Annotated in this window: 14 protein-coding genes; all 14 read right to left on the reverse strand. The window is 45.8% G+C overall.

Annotated elements, in window-relative coordinates; all coding sequences use genetic code 11:
- Positions 1 to 25: 25 nt before the first annotated feature.
- The 14 genes from csrA to MKZ12_RS26985 all read right to left on the reverse strand — a co-directional run bounded on the left by csrA (position 26) and on the right by MKZ12_RS26985 (position 16,240).
- On the reverse strand, positions 26 to 271 hold the full coding sequence (csrA, locus tag MKZ12_RS26920) for a carbon storage regulator CsrA (protein WP_339257649.1): 246 nt from the start codon (positions 269 to 271) through the stop codon (positions 26 to 28).
- 1 nt (position 272) lies between these two features.
- Positions 273 to 755, reverse strand: a complete 483-nt coding sequence (gene fliW, locus MKZ12_RS26925; protein ID WP_339257650.1) for a flagellar assembly protein FliW — start codon at positions 753 to 755, stop codon at positions 273 to 275.
- 49 nt (positions 756 to 804) lie between these two features.
- A complete protein-coding gene (locus tag MKZ12_RS26930; RefSeq protein WP_278298063.1) occupies positions 805 to 1,374 on the reverse strand; it encodes a DUF6470 family protein in 570 nt (189 codons plus the stop codon).
- 19 nt (positions 1,375 to 1,393) lie between these two features.
- Positions 1,394 to 2,314, reverse strand: a complete 921-nt coding sequence (gene flgL, locus MKZ12_RS26935) for a flagellar hook-associated protein FlgL (protein WP_249912650.1) — start codon at positions 2,312 to 2,314, stop codon at positions 1,394 to 1,396.
- Between the two features lie 23 nt (positions 2,315 to 2,337).
- Entirely contained in the window at positions 2,338 to 3,891 is a 1,554-nt protein-coding gene (gene flgK / locus MKZ12_RS26940) for a flagellar hook-associated protein FlgK (RefSeq protein WP_339257654.1), read from the reverse strand.
- Between the two features lie 19 nt (positions 3,892 to 3,910).
- The gene (locus MKZ12_RS26945) at positions 3,911 to 4,414 is read right to left on the reverse strand and encodes a flagellar protein FlgN (protein ID WP_076333996.1); all 504 of its coding nucleotides are present in this window, start codon (positions 4,412 to 4,414) and stop codon (positions 3,911 to 3,913) included.
- Positions 4,415 to 4,425: 11 nt separating this feature from the next.
- Entirely contained in the window at positions 4,426 to 4,710 is a 285-nt protein-coding gene (flgM, locus tag MKZ12_RS26950; protein WP_047840678.1) for a flagellar biosynthesis anti-sigma factor FlgM, read from the reverse strand.
- A 176-nt stretch (positions 4,711 to 4,886) separates the two neighbouring features.
- Positions 4,887 to 5,291: a TIGR03826 family flagellar region protein gene (locus MKZ12_RS26955; protein WP_339257657.1), complete on the reverse strand. Its 405-nt coding sequence runs from the start codon at positions 5,289 to 5,291 to the stop codon at positions 4,887 to 4,889.
- Positions 5,292 to 5,441: 150 nt separating this feature from the next.
- Positions 5,442 to 9,953, reverse strand: a complete 4,512-nt coding sequence (locus MKZ12_RS26960; protein WP_339257659.1) for a fibronectin type III domain-containing protein — start codon at positions 9,951 to 9,953, stop codon at positions 5,442 to 5,444.
- A 318-nt stretch (positions 9,954 to 10,271) separates the two neighbouring features.
- Positions 10,272 to 11,168 (reverse strand): ComF family protein, encoded by an 897-nt coding sequence (locus MKZ12_RS26965; RefSeq protein ID WP_339257661.1) that lies wholly within the window; start codon positions 11,166 to 11,168, stop codon positions 10,272 to 10,274.
- A 113-nt stretch (positions 11,169 to 11,281) separates the two neighbouring features.
- On the reverse strand, positions 11,282 to 12,535 hold the full coding sequence (locus tag MKZ12_RS26970; protein WP_339257662.1) for a helicase-related protein: 1,254 nt from the start codon (positions 12,533 to 12,535) through the stop codon (positions 11,282 to 11,284).
- A 1,078-nt stretch (positions 12,536 to 13,613) separates the two neighbouring features.
- Positions 13,614 to 13,991: a hypothetical protein gene (locus MKZ12_RS26975; RefSeq protein ID WP_339238150.1), complete on the reverse strand. Its 378-nt coding sequence runs from the start codon at positions 13,989 to 13,991 to the stop codon at positions 13,614 to 13,616.
- 358 nt (positions 13,992 to 14,349) lie between these two features.
- Positions 14,350 to 15,072 carry a response regulator transcription factor gene (locus MKZ12_RS26980; RefSeq protein ID WP_026081439.1) on the reverse strand — a complete coding sequence of 241 codons (723 nt, stop codon included), beginning with the start codon at positions 15,070 to 15,072 and terminating at the stop codon, positions 14,350 to 14,352.
- Between the two features lie 7 nt (positions 15,073 to 15,079).
- Positions 15,080 to 16,240: a sensor histidine kinase gene (locus tag MKZ12_RS26985; protein WP_074092506.1), complete on the reverse strand. Its 1,161-nt coding sequence runs from the start codon at positions 16,238 to 16,240 to the stop codon at positions 15,080 to 15,082.
- Positions 16,241 to 16,255 lie beyond the last annotated feature (15 nt).

Consider the following 16,255-nt stretch of genomic DNA (forward strand, 5'->3'; position numbering starts at 1 on the left):
TGTTTATAGCAAATTGGAATATTTTTTAATCTTTTTTTATTCCGTTATTTCTAAGACGCTCCATAAAGGCCTCAACATTGGCCGCAAGCGGTGTTGCAGACTCTCTGTTAGTCTCTTGAATAGAGGCATAGACCTCCTGACGAAAGATATCAATATGTTTGGGTGCAGATATCCCGATACGTACTGTATCTCCCTCAACTGCAAGTACCGTCACTTCGATGTGGTCCTGAATGATAATAGACTCGCCCTTTTTTCGAGATAATACCAACATGTCACACCCCACCCTTCACGGATTTAGCTTCTTCGTCTTCTGACCAGATCAGGTGGCGCGTCTCATAGATCGACTGATGGAGTATAACTTGCTTACCTAGACGCTTTTCGGGATTGAGCACAACAGGTGCAAGTAAGTTCATTGTGGAATGATTCGCCTGGGAATGAATTGTGACCATGGAGTATACTGATACTTGCTCTGCAATCTCCAATTCTTCCTTATCCACTCCGCTTAATTCAAAACTATAATCCGTAACAAACGTAAATGGACTTACCAACAAGAAAGACAAGTCCTTTTCTCGAACAGATTGTAAATAACTAAATGGCGTATCATCCCATGGGATAAGCGCGAACTCCGTCTCCTCTTCAAACCCAGGTAAACCTTTTGGAAATTGATATATGTCTTTCTCCTGAACCTCTACTTCTCCCCACATGCTTGTCTGAATATGAATAATAAACGCCTCCTTGGCGATGAATTTATACAAAAAGAGCCATAGAGGGCTGCGTCCGAGACCGTCTATAGCTCATTATAACTTATAACTCCATATCTATGGCTGGTGGAGTATATTGCACTGATGCGTACTGTTTTACATAAATGTCCAGTTTACCTCTCTGATACTCAATCTCCGGCTTATTCACGATGACGTTCATCTCAGAGACCGCCGGATCATAGCTAATATCTGGAGGTCTTGTGTTGATACGAATATCCACATTATCAAAAGAAGCAGGGGTTCTCGTCTCTGGAAAAGGTTGCGGTTTCCAGTCGGTACCCACAATATTAGCAATCGTATTTCCCGGTTTATGAATAGCTGCTAACTGATTACCCTGCTCTACACGTGAAGCTATATTCTGCAGAAAATTCTGTTGGATCCCCGAATAGATACGAGCGTTCATATCAATCATGTTGCCACCGGTATATGCAGAGAATGCCTTACTTTGATCAACGTTCAGCTCAATTGGATGGCTTTGTACAGTCAGTTTCGCAGGTTTGGTATGAAGTTGAACCTCCGCCTTAGGCTGACGAATGGAGTACTGTCCAGGGTCAGCATCGATGTTTAAAATAGATGGCGTAGTTCGAATCTGAACAACAGGAAGAGTGTTCATAACATGGCTCCTCCTTATATTATCTCAGGAAGTCCACCAGAGATGGCGAGATGATTTTGGCACCTGCTGAAAGAGAAGCATTATAGATATTTTCTTGAATTTTAGATTGCAAAGATAGTTCTGCGTAATCCGCATCTTCCACCTTGGATTGCAGATCTGTCAGATTAATACCGAGATCTTCCAAGCGCCCCATCATCAAGTCAACACGGTTAGTCTTTGCTCCAATTTCGGATCGAATCGACAACATTTTACCCATTCTACTATCGATGTTATCCAACTGATCAGATAGCTCTTTCTGATCACCTTCAGTCAAGGCTTGCATAATGGTATTCATAATGACAAAAAGATTATCTTCTTCCGTCTCTGTTCCAAATACTTCATTACCACTCACATTAATAGGCAATTGAACACTTTCCCCTACAATGAAGTTAATTTTTCCTTTATCCGTAACAACAGAGGCAGCATTCGTTGTATCCAACGTACCATCAGGATTTGCAGGGAAATCGTACGGTTTCACATCATATGTCTCACCATTGAAAACATATTTGCCGTTAAGCTTACTATTGGAGATATCAATCAACTGTTCATTAAGTTGTTTTACCTCTTCTTTAATGCTATCCAGAGCAGACTGAGGATTCGTACCTGTTGAAGCTTGTACCGTCAACTCACGCAGACGCTGCACGACATTCCCCGCCTGATTCATAACAGTATCGTTGAACTCAAGCCAGGAAACCGCACTATCTACGTTTTTCTGATACTGCTCATTGGATGAAAGTTCTGCACGATAACGAAGGGAGTATGTGATCCCTACCGGATCATCCGAAGGTTTGTTAATTTTACGGCCTGTTGCCAGTTGAGTCTGAGTATTGTTCATCTGCTGTGCATTCCGGTTCAAGTTCAAAAGCAACTGTGAACTAAGCATGTTATTCGTAATTCTCATAGTTGTTAGGTCACTCCCTTCTATTATCTGCCTACCATGCCGGTAGAGTTAATCAATTTATCGAGAAGTTGATCATATGTGGTCATAAAACGCGCAGATGCACTATAGGCATGCTGGAACTTAATCATGTTCGCCATCTCTTCATCCAGCGATACACCACTCACGGATTGGCGTCGAGTGTCCACTTGCTCTACCAGGAACTCCGAGTTGGATGTCTGACGAGCCGCTTCCTGAGATTGAACCCCAAGTTGTCCCACAATGGCACTGAATTGCGCACCGATCGTTGCATTACGTAAACCGTCCGCTGATTTCATCGGTGTATCTTTCAGATTCGCAAGCAAGATGGCAAGTGTATTATTACCTTTGATTACAGTCTCTGTACCAGAAGCATCCGATGTTCGTAGTGAAGTCGCAATTTTATTCGGATCAGCCAGGATCTCTGCGTTCAATGAGATATTGCCGGCTGTAATGGTTGTTCCACCACCCGCTGCTGTAAAGAATGGGACACCTCCCGTGTTCGTACCATCCATGCTGTATCCTAGCTGATGCAGTCCATTCAGACCCTTGACTGTAACCTTCAAGTCTGTAGCAAGTGTACGCGCTGCACCTGTGTATGTAACACCATCCAGTACAGTATTGTCTGGTAAAACAGAACCCGCAGGAAGAGTTATCTCGATATCTCCATTAGCAAGGGTATTGGCCAAATCGTCCATTTGTTTCCGGTAATCACTTACCAATGTATCTCTGGACTTAATCATGCCGTGAACTTCACCATTGGTGAGTGTACCCGCAGTATATGCATCATTAAGATAAGCAGGATCTACCGCGACTTGTACTGCCCCGCCTGTAACGAGTGCCTGTCCATTCATCTGGATAGCATATCCTTGCGGGGAATCCGTTACGGTAACATTCATGATTTTGGAAAGCTTGTCCGTCATTAAGTCGCGTTGGTCACGCAAATCGTTGGCATTGTCGCCAAGAGACTCAATTTTCACGATTGCACTATTGAGGTTTGCAATGTTACCCAGGTAACCCTGGATCTCATTACTTTTCACAGCGATGTTACTGTCCAAATCCTGACTAAGCGCATCCAATTGGCGGCTAATCTGATTCATTGCATCCGTAAGCGCGAGTGTAGTTTCCTTGACAATCCGCCGTGCCGTAACGTCCTCAGGGTTTTTACTCAGATCTGACCATGATTTGTAAAAGTTATCCATAACCGTCCGAAATCCCGTGTCAGAAGGTTCGTTCACAATGGCTTCAAGTTTCTCAAGTGTATCTCGTTGAATAGACCAACTCCCGAAGTTGGTGTTTTCATTACGATACTGGTCATCCAAGAATTTCTCACGCACACGGGTAATGGAGTCGAACTCTACCCCTGTACCAAGCTGTCCTGGTGTTGTGCTATGCAGAAATGCAAATGGCTCCATTGGAATGGATGCCTGCATGTTTACCTTTTGACGTGAATAGCCTTCCGTGTTGGCATTGGCTACGTTATGGCCTGTTGTGCTAAGAGCTGTCGTCTGTGTGAACAAACTGCGTTTAGCCGTTTCGATTGAATGAAATGTAGATGTCACCTGGTTTCCCCCTAATTAATCAGGCACGCGTGTCAAACAGACCGATTCGCCCTGGATTGCCGTTCTTATCAGCAGGATGCTGATATGTGGCATCCTGTTCTGGCCGAGAAGCAAAGATGTCCATTGAAAGATCAATAAACATCAACGATTGCTCGATCAGCTTTTGATTCAGTTGATTGATTTCCTTTAACTCCTGTAGTGTTCCCGCCAGCTTCTTCTGGACTTCGAGCAATCGCTGTTTGTCAGCCGGATCAAAAATCAGTTTGGAGATCTCTGTAATGTTCAGGTTCAGCATGGACTTGATTCCACGCTCCTGAAGCAATTCGTGAACCGCACTCTGTCGTTCAATCTCCAATGGCTCCTGTTGTTTCATGAAACGGGACTCTTTGTTCAGAACGGCAATGAGTTCATCCACATCGTTTTTGACAATGACCTGTCTCTTGACCTCGCTGAGTGCCAGCATATCGCGGTGACTTTGTTCCATTTGCTGCAAAACTGCAATTAATCTGTCCAGTGCTGCCATTACGTGATCACCTATTCCTTATCAAAAGACTTAAAATACGGTAGCAATTTGTCAGCAAGCTTACTACTATCTACCTGATACGTTCCCGAACTCACTTGTTCTTTAAGTTCCTGTATCCGTTGTATGCGTCCTGCATCCTGTGTACGACTTTGTTCCTCAAGCATCTTCATCGCCTCCGGAGAAATGGATACTTCGTCCTTACGGCGGCTCTTCTTGGCATCAGCCTGCTGATTGGATTCAACGTTCCTTTGATATGAATTGATGGCGCCAATTCTACTCGGTTCATTGATTTTCATTTAAAATGCACTTCCTTCCACGTTAGAATTTTACATTGATATACGTTTTTCTTACTTTATCTTTATGTTATCGAAATGATTAGGATAATAAAAAAAACCGATAATCTTTAATAAGTTTATCGGTACGTTTCAAAACATTTGTTATAGCAAAACATGTATTTGAGCCCTGACTCCTATTAATCGCGTAGTTTGTCGACAGCATTGTAGGTTCGTCCGCCTACATTGTTGTTATCCTTCTGACCTACATCGCGAGCTGCACTAGCCAAGTCTTTCGTCAAGCGATGACGACAAGAGTCACACATATGACCTTCACGAATCAATGTTCCGCACACTTCACAAGGATACATCATATTCGGGGCATTTTCGATGGAAATCCGTCCCTCACGGATGAACTTGGTAATGGTTTTGATCGAAACTTCTGTTGCATCAGATAGTTCCTGTATATTGGTGCCTTTGTTTTCGCGCAAATACTCTACACAGATCTGATATTCCTGTTCCATTTCCTTAATACAATTTGAGCATACATCTCGAAAATTCAACGCATATAATTTACCACAGCGAGGACAATTACCTAGATTCATCGCTAAAACGCCCCTCTCAAACTTCCATTTCCGAATAGATAATAACTATACATTACCTTATTTTCTCTGATGAATCCATAGTCTATTTGCAAAACAAAAGAGGGGCGCAGGATGCACATATACGCAACCCTGCTCCCCAATTTTATATTCCTAATTCAATGTTCTAATACTTAGTACAGAAGACCATACGCTTGTGTTCTGATCGTTGAATGCGCGAATGCGATATTTATGCAAACTGGACGGTAACAAGTCAGAATGAGTAAATGTTGCATCACTGACCGTCGCCACAATTTGCCCATCGGCTTCAATTTCGTAAAACAAGGCCCCCATAACCGCACCCCATGTCAGAATAACGTTTGTTCTGTCGGAAGTCCCCTTCAGCACAGGTGTAGTTAATTGAGTCATTCCCGTTATAATCTCACTCCAAGCTCCTGCACCAGAAGCATTTTTAGCACGAATTCGGAAGGTATGCTCCGTATTTGGGGCAAGTCCGCTCTTCGTATAAGCGACTCCACTCACGGCAACTACTGTACCATCAATCTCTAGATCATATCCTGTAGCTCCAGTTGCAGCAGTCCATCTCAGCGCGATAGCCGCTGTAGTTGCAGAGGTAATACTTAAACCTGAGACACTGGCAGGCAACGTAGTTTGGGACAGTATTGCTGTCCAGGCACTCACATTAGTATCGGTCAGGGCACGTATACGGTACTTATGCGCCGTCCCACCAAGTAGTCCATTGTGGATATACAAGGGATCACTCACTGTTGCAACCACTATGCCATCGGCCTCAATCTCATATTTTGTTGCACCCGCAACTTCATTCCATGTCAGCGTAACTGCCGTTTCTTCAGGTACAACTTTCAGCGTTGTTGGTACATTTAATTGGGTCGAAGCGGTTACGACCTCACTCCAGCTACCAATGCCAGCAGCATTTTTGGCACGAATGCGGAAGGTATGATCTGTATTCGCTAGAAGACCACTTTTCGTATAAGCAGATCCACTCACAGAAACTACAGCACCGTCAATTTCCATATCATAAGCGGTAGCACCTGTAACTGGGCTCCATTTCATTGAGATCGCAACAGGTGTAGCGTTATTTAACATGAAACCGTTAACTGCAGCAGGGATGGTACTTTGCGTCAGCACTGCTGTCCATGCACTTGTGTTTTCACCTTTTAAAGCACGAATTCTATACTTGTGTGCTGTTCCGGGCAATAAACCATCGTGTATATATACTGGCTCACTAACTATGCCAACAATTGTACCATCGACCTCAACTTCATACGCGGTCATATCTTCTACATCCGACCATGATAGATTAATTGTTGTTTCTTCCGATGTTGCCTTTAATACAGGTGTATTCAAAAGAGTCATACCACTGATTAGATCGCTCCAAGCACCTACTCCTGCGGAGTTCTTTGAACGAATTCGGAAGGTGTGCTCCGTATTCGCAGCAAGACTACTCTTCGTATAGGCTACTCCCGTTACCGGGACAACCGTTCCGTCGATCTCCAGATCATATCCCGTGGCTCCCGTTACTGCTGTCCATTTTAGAGTGATGCCCACATTCGTAACAGAACTAATATTAAGTCCTGCAACTGAAGCAGGTATCGTACTTTGCGACAGTACAGCAGTCCATGCACTCGTATTGTTATCCGTTAGAGCACGTATACGATACTTGTGCGCTGTTCCTGGTAACAACTCGATATGTGAATATGCCGGATCACTAACTGCGGCAATCAATGTACCGTCGGCTTCAATTTCATAAGTAGTAGCGTCTACAACCGCTGCCCAAGTTAAATTAATTGCCGTTTCTTCTGATGTTGCTTTTAATACGGGTGTATTCAGTAATGCCTTCCCACCAATCAGATCACTCCAGGCACCCACGCCTGCCGCATTCTTCGAACGAATACGGAAAGTATGGTCTGTATTTGCTGCAAGACCGCTTTTCGTATAGGCTACTCCCGTTACTGGGACAACGGTTCCGTCAATCTCTATATCATATCCCGTCGCTCCAGTTACTGCCGTCCATTTCAATGCAATGGCTACGTTCGTCGCAGAGCTAATATTCAACCCTGTAACCGAAGCCGGTATTGTACTTTGCGTCAACATCGTTGTCCATGCACTCGTATTGATATCCGTAAGAGCACGAATTCGATACTTATGCGCAGTACCTGGTAACAGATCAACATGTTCATACGCTGGATCACTAATTGTTGCAATTACTGCACCATCGGCTTCAATTTCATAAGTAGTAGCGTCTGCAACAGCTGCCCAAGTTAGGTTAATTGCCGTTTCTTCTGATGTTGCTTTTAATACGGGTGTATTGAGTAGTGTTGTTCCACTAATCAGATCGCTCCAGGCACCTACGCCTGCGGCGTTCTTCGAACGGATACGGAAGGTATGATCTGTATTTGCTGCAAGACCGCTTTTCGTATAGGCTACTCCCGTTACTGGGACAATGATACCGTCGATTTCCAGGTCATACCCCGTCGCTCCAGTTACTGCCGTCCATTTCAATGCAATGGCTACGTTCGTCGCAGAGCTAATATTCAACCCTGTAACCGAAGCCGGTATCGTGCTTTGCGTCAACATTGTTGTCCATGCACTTGTATTGTTTTCTGTCAAAGCACGAATACGATACTTATGTGCCGTTCCCGGCAATAGATCGCTGTGTACAAATGTTAGTTCGCTGGATGTTGTCATAACCGTACCATCGGCTTCAATCTCGTATGTAGTCGCATCTGGTACATCTGCCCAAGTCAGATTGATACTTGTTTCTGCTGAAGTAGCCTTTAATACAGGTGTATTCAACAGTGTCGTTGTACTGAGAGGATCACTCCAATCACCCACGCCTGCTGCATTTTTCGAACGAATACGGAAGGTGTGTTCTGTATTTGCTGCAAGGCTATTCTTTGTGTAGGCTACGCCAGTAACAGATACATTTGTACCGTCAATCTCCAAATCATATCCTGTCGCCCCTGTCACTGCTGTCCATTTCAGATTAATAGCTGCATTAGTGACTGAGTTTATAGTGAGATTCGAAACAGGGCCGGGGAGTGTACTTTGAGACAAAACTGCAGTCCATGCACTTGTATTGGTATCATTCAAAGCTCGTACACGATATTTATGAAGTGTCCCTGGTGATAGATCAGAGTGTGTATAAGCTGGTTCTACAACAATTCCTACATTAACTCCATCTGCTTCCACCTCATAAGAGGTAGCCCCCTCAATTGCAGGCCATACCAAAATCATCTCTTCTTGCGATGAAATTGCTTTAAGAACAGGCGTACCTAAAAGTGTCGAAACAGTTAGCATATCAGTCCACTTACCTACGCCACCTGCATTTTTAGATCTCAATCGAAAAGTGTGCTCGGTATTGGGCGTAAGAGCCGTCTTGCTGTATGTTGTACCAGAGACTGGAACGATGATCCCATCAACCTCCAGATCATATCCACTAGAACCTTTAATCGCAGTCCAACTTAAAGAAATTTTATTGAATGTAGCTTCTGTAATTTTCAAACCACTTGCTGAGTCTGGCACAACAAGTTGCGTAGCCGTTCTACTCCAGTTGCTCTCATTATCTGAAGATACTGCTTTTAATGCATAGGTATGACTGGAATTGGCCTCCAAACCAACGTGTTCGTAATTCGTTACATTACCTAGATCAATCGGGGCTTCACCATCAATCTGAAGTTGATAACCATCGGCATGATTAATTGCAGCCCACTCTATTATATTTTTCCCTTGCTCAGAGCTCGTGGAGATCACAGGTTCGTTAAGCAGTGTTTTAATAGTAAAGACACTACTCCATTCACTTTTTCCTATCGAATTTATGGCACGTATTTTGTAAGAGTAATTTTGGTTAGGAATGAGCACGGCATCATCGAAGCTGGTACCATAATAAGGACCCATTAAAGTACCATCACGCTCAATTTCATATTGTACAGCTTCCTGTGCATGATCCCAACGAATATGAGTCGTGTTTTCACTGGAGTTACCCGTTATATTCGAAGGCACAGATGGTACATTATTAATCGGTAATGGATTTACCTCCTGTTTGGTAAAAGAAGCAGGTTCAGCTTTACGTGTATAGTACGGATTAAGTTCAGAGTAAAAATCTACAACTTCTCCCGTATCTGCGTTTACAACCAAACTCAACTGTCTGACATCATAATCATATACATCAATCGGTGTCAGTTGACCTAGCACATTATAATGTGTGATCTCCCATTGTCCGACTTGGTTATACGGTTGTCTGTACGTCATCTCGGTAGCAATCTCACGAACTTTGCTTAAATCAATGAGAAAAGCATTATCGATCTGTCCGGCATATTTGGATGTATACGATCCAAAGCTTATGTTGGTAATATCACTTGTGAAACCCAGGATAGACTGCATTCTGGTGAAAGAATATCCCGTTGATGAAATATTGTAGGATCTAGCCCAACTCAGTTTAACTGATTTTTGGTTCACCTCTAATTGGCCGTTATTGTTGGTCATTACATATTGATAATCATTGCTTGATGAGACTATCCCGCTTCCTACCGCTGCATGTGCCCGGTTTCCCCCGTACACGCCAAACTGTCCGAATACCAGCATGAATACTAGTAGACGGACAGTCCATAAGTAAAATCCGTTTTTTCTTTTTCCTGCGACCACTTTTGTTCTCCCCTTCAAAAGATATGTTGTGCCACTCCCTATGCTGTCACCTCTATGAACGGCAAAACTATCTATTCTGCGCGAGAAAACCAATTCCTCTTTTTTACATGTAAAAAATTTCTTGTTGCGCTTTCATTTATAATTTCATCAAACAATTATATTTCACACGGTATAAATACGAAAAGAGGAATTCGTATTTGTGAAATTATTAATAAGAGAACACATTTTCCTATCTATTAAAAAAATAAAGCGTAGGTTGTGTATGCAAGGAGACTTGAAAAATATTTAAACAGTAGTTCAATAGACTGATTTGGCCTATTAGGATCTTGCCAGTGTTAGTGTGTAAATCTCAACCGGAATTCCCATGGTAAAACCATCATTTAAGATAACCTGCCCACAAGCGTCCAAGGTGCTGCCTGTTGTATATATATCATCGATCAGCAGGATCTGTATGGGTTCGTCATGTGACATGCCCTTTTTTGCTGTCAGATGAGATTCCCTGTATAGTCTTTCAATTAAATGAATGCCTTCGGGGTTGATGGAAAAAGCGTTCTTCATCGTTTCGATACGCTCACCGCGTGATTTGAAGCTTTGTTTGGTGGTGTTGATCTGGCGCTGCAACAGATCAACGATGGGCAGGCGGCAGGCGGTGGCAAGCCCAGCAGCCAGCCGCTCCGCCTGATTGAAGCCGCGCTCGGCCAGGCGCTCGCTGCTCACCGGAACATAAGTGACCGCGTCAGGCAGCCATTGCGGCTTCGTTGGTTGAGCAAGTGTGGCGGAATGAGCCACGGGGGCTGAGGGTTCTTTTGCCAAAGCAGAAATGTGTTCCTCGCTCATCGCTTGAAAGGCTTGAATCAACAGCGCGGTTAAGAGCGGCGCGTATCGTTCATGACCTCTGAATTTGTACATGCCTATCCATTCTTTCATAAGAGGGGTGTACTGTACGGCGCTGCGGTTGAGGATAAAAGAACGGTTTTGCATATGTGGACGAGCACAGTCCGGGCACCCAACGCCCCGACCACAACGCAGGCAGCGGATGGAACGAATCCATGGAATCTGTTGCACACAACGTGGGCATATACCCGGATAGAGCGAGGATAGGATCGCCCGAGTGCCACATGTCAGACAAGTCGCTCCAGGTGGGGCGAGCAGATGATGGAGGCGTTGGGTAAGAAGCTGAGCGTGATCGGTGATGTTGCTGAGCCAGTTAAACATAATCGTGTAAACCTCCTCCAATCTGGTCTGGGGAATCTAATGGTATCTACGGTGATAAACGCTTTGTATACTTTAAAATATGGATGCTAATTCATAGATTAGGCAGATAACAATTATGTCTTGGATGGCGGATGTAGGTAGCCTTTGCGACGAGCGATGGTGTTCATTTTCCGAATTTGTGCAACGGCCTTCACCTGTGAACGTGTCCGACGAGATGATGCAAAAACCACTCTACCCGCCGGGTCATCCATGGAACGCCCTGCTCTGCCCGCCATCTGAACCAGTGAAGCTTCATCAAAGAGACCATTGTCTGCATCCAATATAAAGACATCGCTACGCGGAATGGTCACGCCACGCTCCAGAATTGTGGTGGTTACGAGCAGACGAATTATACGTTCACGAAAGGCTGTAACTTTGCTGGCGCGATCGGGGTCCTGAGATGAAGTTCCTTCGATATGTATTCCGGGAAAGGTACGGCGCACCAGATTCACAAACGCCTCAATCTGGGCAATGCGTGTCACAAACACAAATACCTGGGCGTCACGCTGCAATGAAATTTGGACGTTAGATTTCAAAGAAGACGGAAGATTTCGTTTCCTAATACATTCAGCAACGGTAACCATCTTAATCAAGATTGGCACAGGCAAAGGATGACGGTGGAAACGTACCGGGACTTTGGCATGAGTGAGTTTCCCCTGTGCTGCTTCCCTCTGTAGCCGAGCTGGTGGTGTAGCAGACAAATATACAAAATTCCCATTCGGTTTACAGGAAGATGCCGCCGCGTGAGCGAGCATGGGATCGTTATGGTACGGGAAGGCATCCAGTTCATCGATGATCACGAGATCAAATCCCTGATAAAAACGCATCAGTTGGTGTGTGGTCGCTAGCGTGAGCTGAGCATCTTTCCAACGTTCGTCACTGCCGCCGTAAAGGGTAGCGAGCGATGTGTCGGGAAAGGCTTTGGCCAGACGCGGAGCCAATTCCAGCACCACATCCCTGCGCGGCGTAGCGACCAGCGCTCGTCCACCGCGATCCAATGTATGTTGGAGCAGTGGGAAAATCATCTCGGTCTTGCCGGCCCCGGTCACTGCCCACAGCAAGAACCGCCCCGGTCCATCCCCTGCGGGCGATCTGGCCAAAAATGCGAGCGCAGCAGCTGCTGCTGCGCTCTGCGCTGCGCTAAGCCCCCACCGGGCGAGCCCGCCGCCGGTGGGGGCCATGGCCGTGCCACGCGGTGCTTCGCCGCGTACTGGCACGGCCCCTGGCGCTGCACTGCGTAGCAGCAGCGCACAAGCACGGCTGCGCCCCAGCGCGAGGCAAGCCTCGCAGTAGGCGCACGCCGCCAGGCCGCAGGCAGCGCAGGGCACGCGCTGCCCGGCTTCGCTGCCACAACGGTGGCAGCGGGGCGCGCTCCGCGCGCGTCCAAGCCACGCGTGCCGACGGCGCGTGGCAGGCCCTTGGAGGGCGGCTGTGATACTCAGCCGCCCGTGCAAGCGCGCGAGCTGCGCAGCCGCGCGCCACTCCCTTGGCGGCTGGGCGGTATCCGCCAGCAACGCCTCCGCCTCGGCCGCCAGTAATTGGCGGCCGCTGATCCGCTCAGCCAGCAGGGCCGCGTCCCGCTCCAGCTGAGCCCACTGCCCGGCGGGATACGGCTCCGGCATCCCGCCTACCTGAATGCGACGCGCAGCGACACTCCCCGCTTTGCCCGCTATACCTTTTCTCGCCTCAACTTCCACCGAGGCCAGTTCATATACATCCAGCTTCCGCGCAAAATAACTCTGCCATTCGCACTGGCCCCACTGATCCATGCCTCGCTCCATCTCAAAATGTTCAACCAACCAGGATGCCTGACTTAACGGCAATGCCTGATCTAACAGCAACCAGCGCAGCACATGTCGCCCACTTCCTCCCTCTAGCCACCAGGCCACATCCACACGAATATCGAGTGACAACATCATGCTCCACCCTTCACCTGTACGGCACACATATAAGGCAACCTTCATTTACTCTCCTCCCCCATCGTTATTTTTCCGAACGCAAAAAAGCACATGCCTACCCGGCTAATCGCCGGCGCATGTGCTTCATGTCCATAATCATCTTCTTATGATCAATCTACTTATCACTATACCAATTGAATCTTCACAGCACAAGGTTAGTCACGCATCATACAATTCTTCTAATAACCAGAATCTTTCTATAAAATTGCGAAACTTTTTCCAATCTCTATCGTCTATACTTTTAAATTAAGAGTTCTGACTTCGAAAATCTTATTTCCATGATCAGGAACTCCTCAAACCCAGGCAATAACCATAGATTGCATAAAAACCCATTTTTAATTTAAAAGCAGACTTGGCTACAATTACAAAAAAAGACTACAGCTTCTGCTGTAATCTTTTCACTGTAGATCTACGAAATGTTAATCCCATTTCCCGTTCAGATGATGATTTATTGCTCAGACTCACGCAAATCGATCAGTCGAAAAGTGTGATCGGTTTGTGCTATCCGTTCAATATCAGCAGGGACAGCAGGCAGATAAGATGTCTCCATTCCTTGCCTTTGCATCAACTTTTCAATAATCGTAATCGTTTCCGCTTCTGTACGATCAGCAACAACGGTTAATCTGAAGCTCTTTCCACGGTATAACAATTCCCGGCAAAGTGCTCTTACAATGCCTTCGATCCGCCCTGCCTGATTGGAAGGGATGAGCAAGATCTGCTCGAATCCTTCAGATTCCGGACGAGAAAGATGGCGCTGGTGCATGGCATGAACGGCCATTGCCGCCAGGAAGTATATGAGCAGAATCATAGTCAGATGAGCAACCATGGCAACTGCACCTCCTCGGAAGGTCATGCTCACCCATGGCGAACATCCCTGTATACAACAAGTATATGCTGTACTTCCTGAAGGGTTACACTTGCATTTCCTATCACTCATATTCCACGCTGATCGACACCGGACGAAGAAAGACAGGCCAGGTCATTCATTCACGCCTAAGCTTGAACACATGTTCCGCACAACCTTACGCTTTGCTCATTTGCAGTGATAAAGTCCATTAACCCGCAGACCAATCCAGCATTCTGGAAAGGGCGCGAGTGAACACCAATCTATACTTCGTCAAGGTTGAATCAACCAATGGACTGACTTACCATAAGAATACTGCTTCTACGATAAACATAAGGTATTAGAGCGTAACCCAACCATATTTGATCGAATTGATAACAGCTTGTGTACGGTCGTCCACTTCCATCTTCTGCAGAATACTGCTGACATGGTTTTTTACTGTTTTTTCACTGATGAACAGGAATTCACCAATCATTTTGTTGCTCTTACCTTCTGCCATTAAGCGAAGCACTTCAGCCTCACGACGTGTGAGCGGGTTATTGTCACCAGCGACAAATTTAACGCCCGCTTCCTTCGAAGCTCCTTCACTCATCGCCCCTGTTTCATTAAGATACGTCATACGACGCAGCTGCATGATCAGTTTGCCTGTTACTTTTGGATGGATGAACGCATGTCCTTCATGCACGGAACGAATCGCATTGATCAGAGACTCGGCCTCCATATCCTTCAGCAAGTATCCGTTAGCCCCTTTACGAAGCGTCTCAAACACATAACTTTCATCATCATGAATGGACAAGATAATGACTTTGACATCAGGGAACAGCTCACGCAATTTCTCCGTTGCTTCAACCCCATTTTCAATCGGCATGTTGATATCCATCAATACGATATCCGGTTTATCCTGATTGCAGAATTCGAGCACTTGAATTCCATCGCCGCATTCGCCGATGACCTCAATGTCGTCCTCCATATTTAAAATGCGTTTCAGTCCCTCACGGAACAGCTGATGATCATCAGCCAAAAGAACTTTAATCGATGCTTTACCAGTATCACGGTTTTCCATCATCCTGCTACTCCTTTCCCTTATCCACGTTTGTCGGGATATGAATCACTATTTTGGTTCCTTGATTTTCTCCGGACTCAATCTCTATTCTTCCTTCTAACAGTTCAACCCGTTCTCTCATCCCAATCAGACCGAAGTGGGTATGATCCTTGCTTTTCTTTGCAAGAAGCTCCGGTTTGAACCCAAGCCCATTGTCCTGAACGACAATTTTGACGAGCTGAGCCTGGTATGTAATTTCCACTACAACATAAGTGGGATAAGCATGCTTTGCAGCATTCGACAGACCTTCCTGCACGAGGCGGTAGATCGCTGCCTCCATCGCGGAAGATAAACGGTGTTCCTTACCTCTTGTTTCAAAAAGCGACCGGATTTTTGTTTTTACCTCAAAATCCTGCACATACTTCCGAAGCGTTGGAATCAGTCCCAGATCATCCAGTGCCATAGGACGCAGATTGAAAATAACTTTTCTCATTTCTTCAAGACTGGAACGAACCTGGCCTTTCAAATCTACTATTTCGGCCTGGACCATCTTAAAATCCTGCTTAATGAGCATTCTTTCTACAATTTCCGTCCTAAGCACTAGATTTGCGAGCATCTGTGCAGGCCCGTCATGAATCTCACGAGCAATACGTTTCCGCTCTTCTTCCTGGGCCAAAATTATTTTCAAACCAATCATTTGTCGATTCTTGGCAGATTCGATGATCCGGGTCACTTGACCCAGTTCACCTGACAGGTATTCGAGTACAACACCCATCTGCGAACCGATGGTCTCGGCACGCTCTACAGAAGCTTCCACATTTTTGGCACGCTTCTGCAGATCATCCCGACGGGCTTTCAGATACATTTCCTTCTCACGATAAATCATCAGATCCAGCTGCAGCTGTGTTGCTTTCTCGTACGCCTGCTTGATATCATGCTCGGAATAACGGACAAAGTCGCGGCTAACCTCAGTCAGCCGGATCCGGGAACGGCGGTAGTTCAACTCCAATTGATCTACTTTCTCGATCGTTTCCGCCGTTTCCTTCAGTACCGACTTCAACTCCTCGTTGAGTGTCTTCAGCTCATCGCGAGTTGCGTCCATAATTTCGAACATTTGATATTTGCTGTTTTCCATGACTTGTATGGCGTTTTTAATGACGCGGTCTATGGCATCGGCTTGTAAATCCACGTTTGTTCGACTCCA

The sequence above is a fragment of the Paenibacillus sp. FSL R5-0713 genome (assembly GCF_037973325.1).
Classification (GTDB): domain Bacteria; phylum Bacillota; class Bacilli; order Paenibacillales; family Paenibacillaceae; genus Paenibacillus.

Excerpts from the sequence above, each read along its gene's own strand:
- csrA (WP_339257649.1), bottom strand. The coding sequence starts at position 271 with ATGTTGGTATTATCTCGAAAAAAGGGCGAGTCTATTATCATTCAGGAC.
- MKZ12_RS26930 (WP_278298063.1), bottom strand. The coding sequence starts at position 1,374 with ATGAACACTCTTCCTGTTGTTCAGATTCGAACTACGCCATCTATTTTA.
- flgL (WP_249912650.1), bottom strand. The coding sequence starts at position 2,314 with ATGAGAATTACGAATAACATGCTTAGTTCACAGTTGCTTTTGAACTTG.
- MKZ12_RS26945 (WP_076333996.1), bottom strand. The coding sequence starts at position 4,414 with ATGGCAGCACTGGACAGATTAATTGCAGTTTTGCAGCAAATGGAACAA.
- flgM (WP_047840678.1), bottom strand. The coding sequence starts at position 4,710 with ATGAAAATCAATGAACCGAGTAGAATTGGCGCCATCAATTCATATCAA.
- MKZ12_RS26955 (WP_339257657.1), bottom strand. The coding sequence starts at position 5,291 with ATGAATCTAGGTAATTGTCCTCGCTGTGGTAAATTATATGCGTTGAAT.
- MKZ12_RS26965 (WP_339257661.1), bottom strand. The coding sequence starts at position 11,168 with ATGTTTAACTGGCTCAGCAACATCACCGATCACGCTCAGCTTCTTACC.
- MKZ12_RS26975 (WP_339238150.1), bottom strand. The coding sequence starts at position 13,991 with ATGGTTGCTCATCTGACTATGATTCTGCTCATATACTTCCTGGCGGCA.
- MKZ12_RS26980 (WP_026081439.1), bottom strand. The coding sequence starts at position 15,072 with ATGGAAAACCGTGATACTGGTAAAGCATCGATTAAAGTTCTTTTGGCT.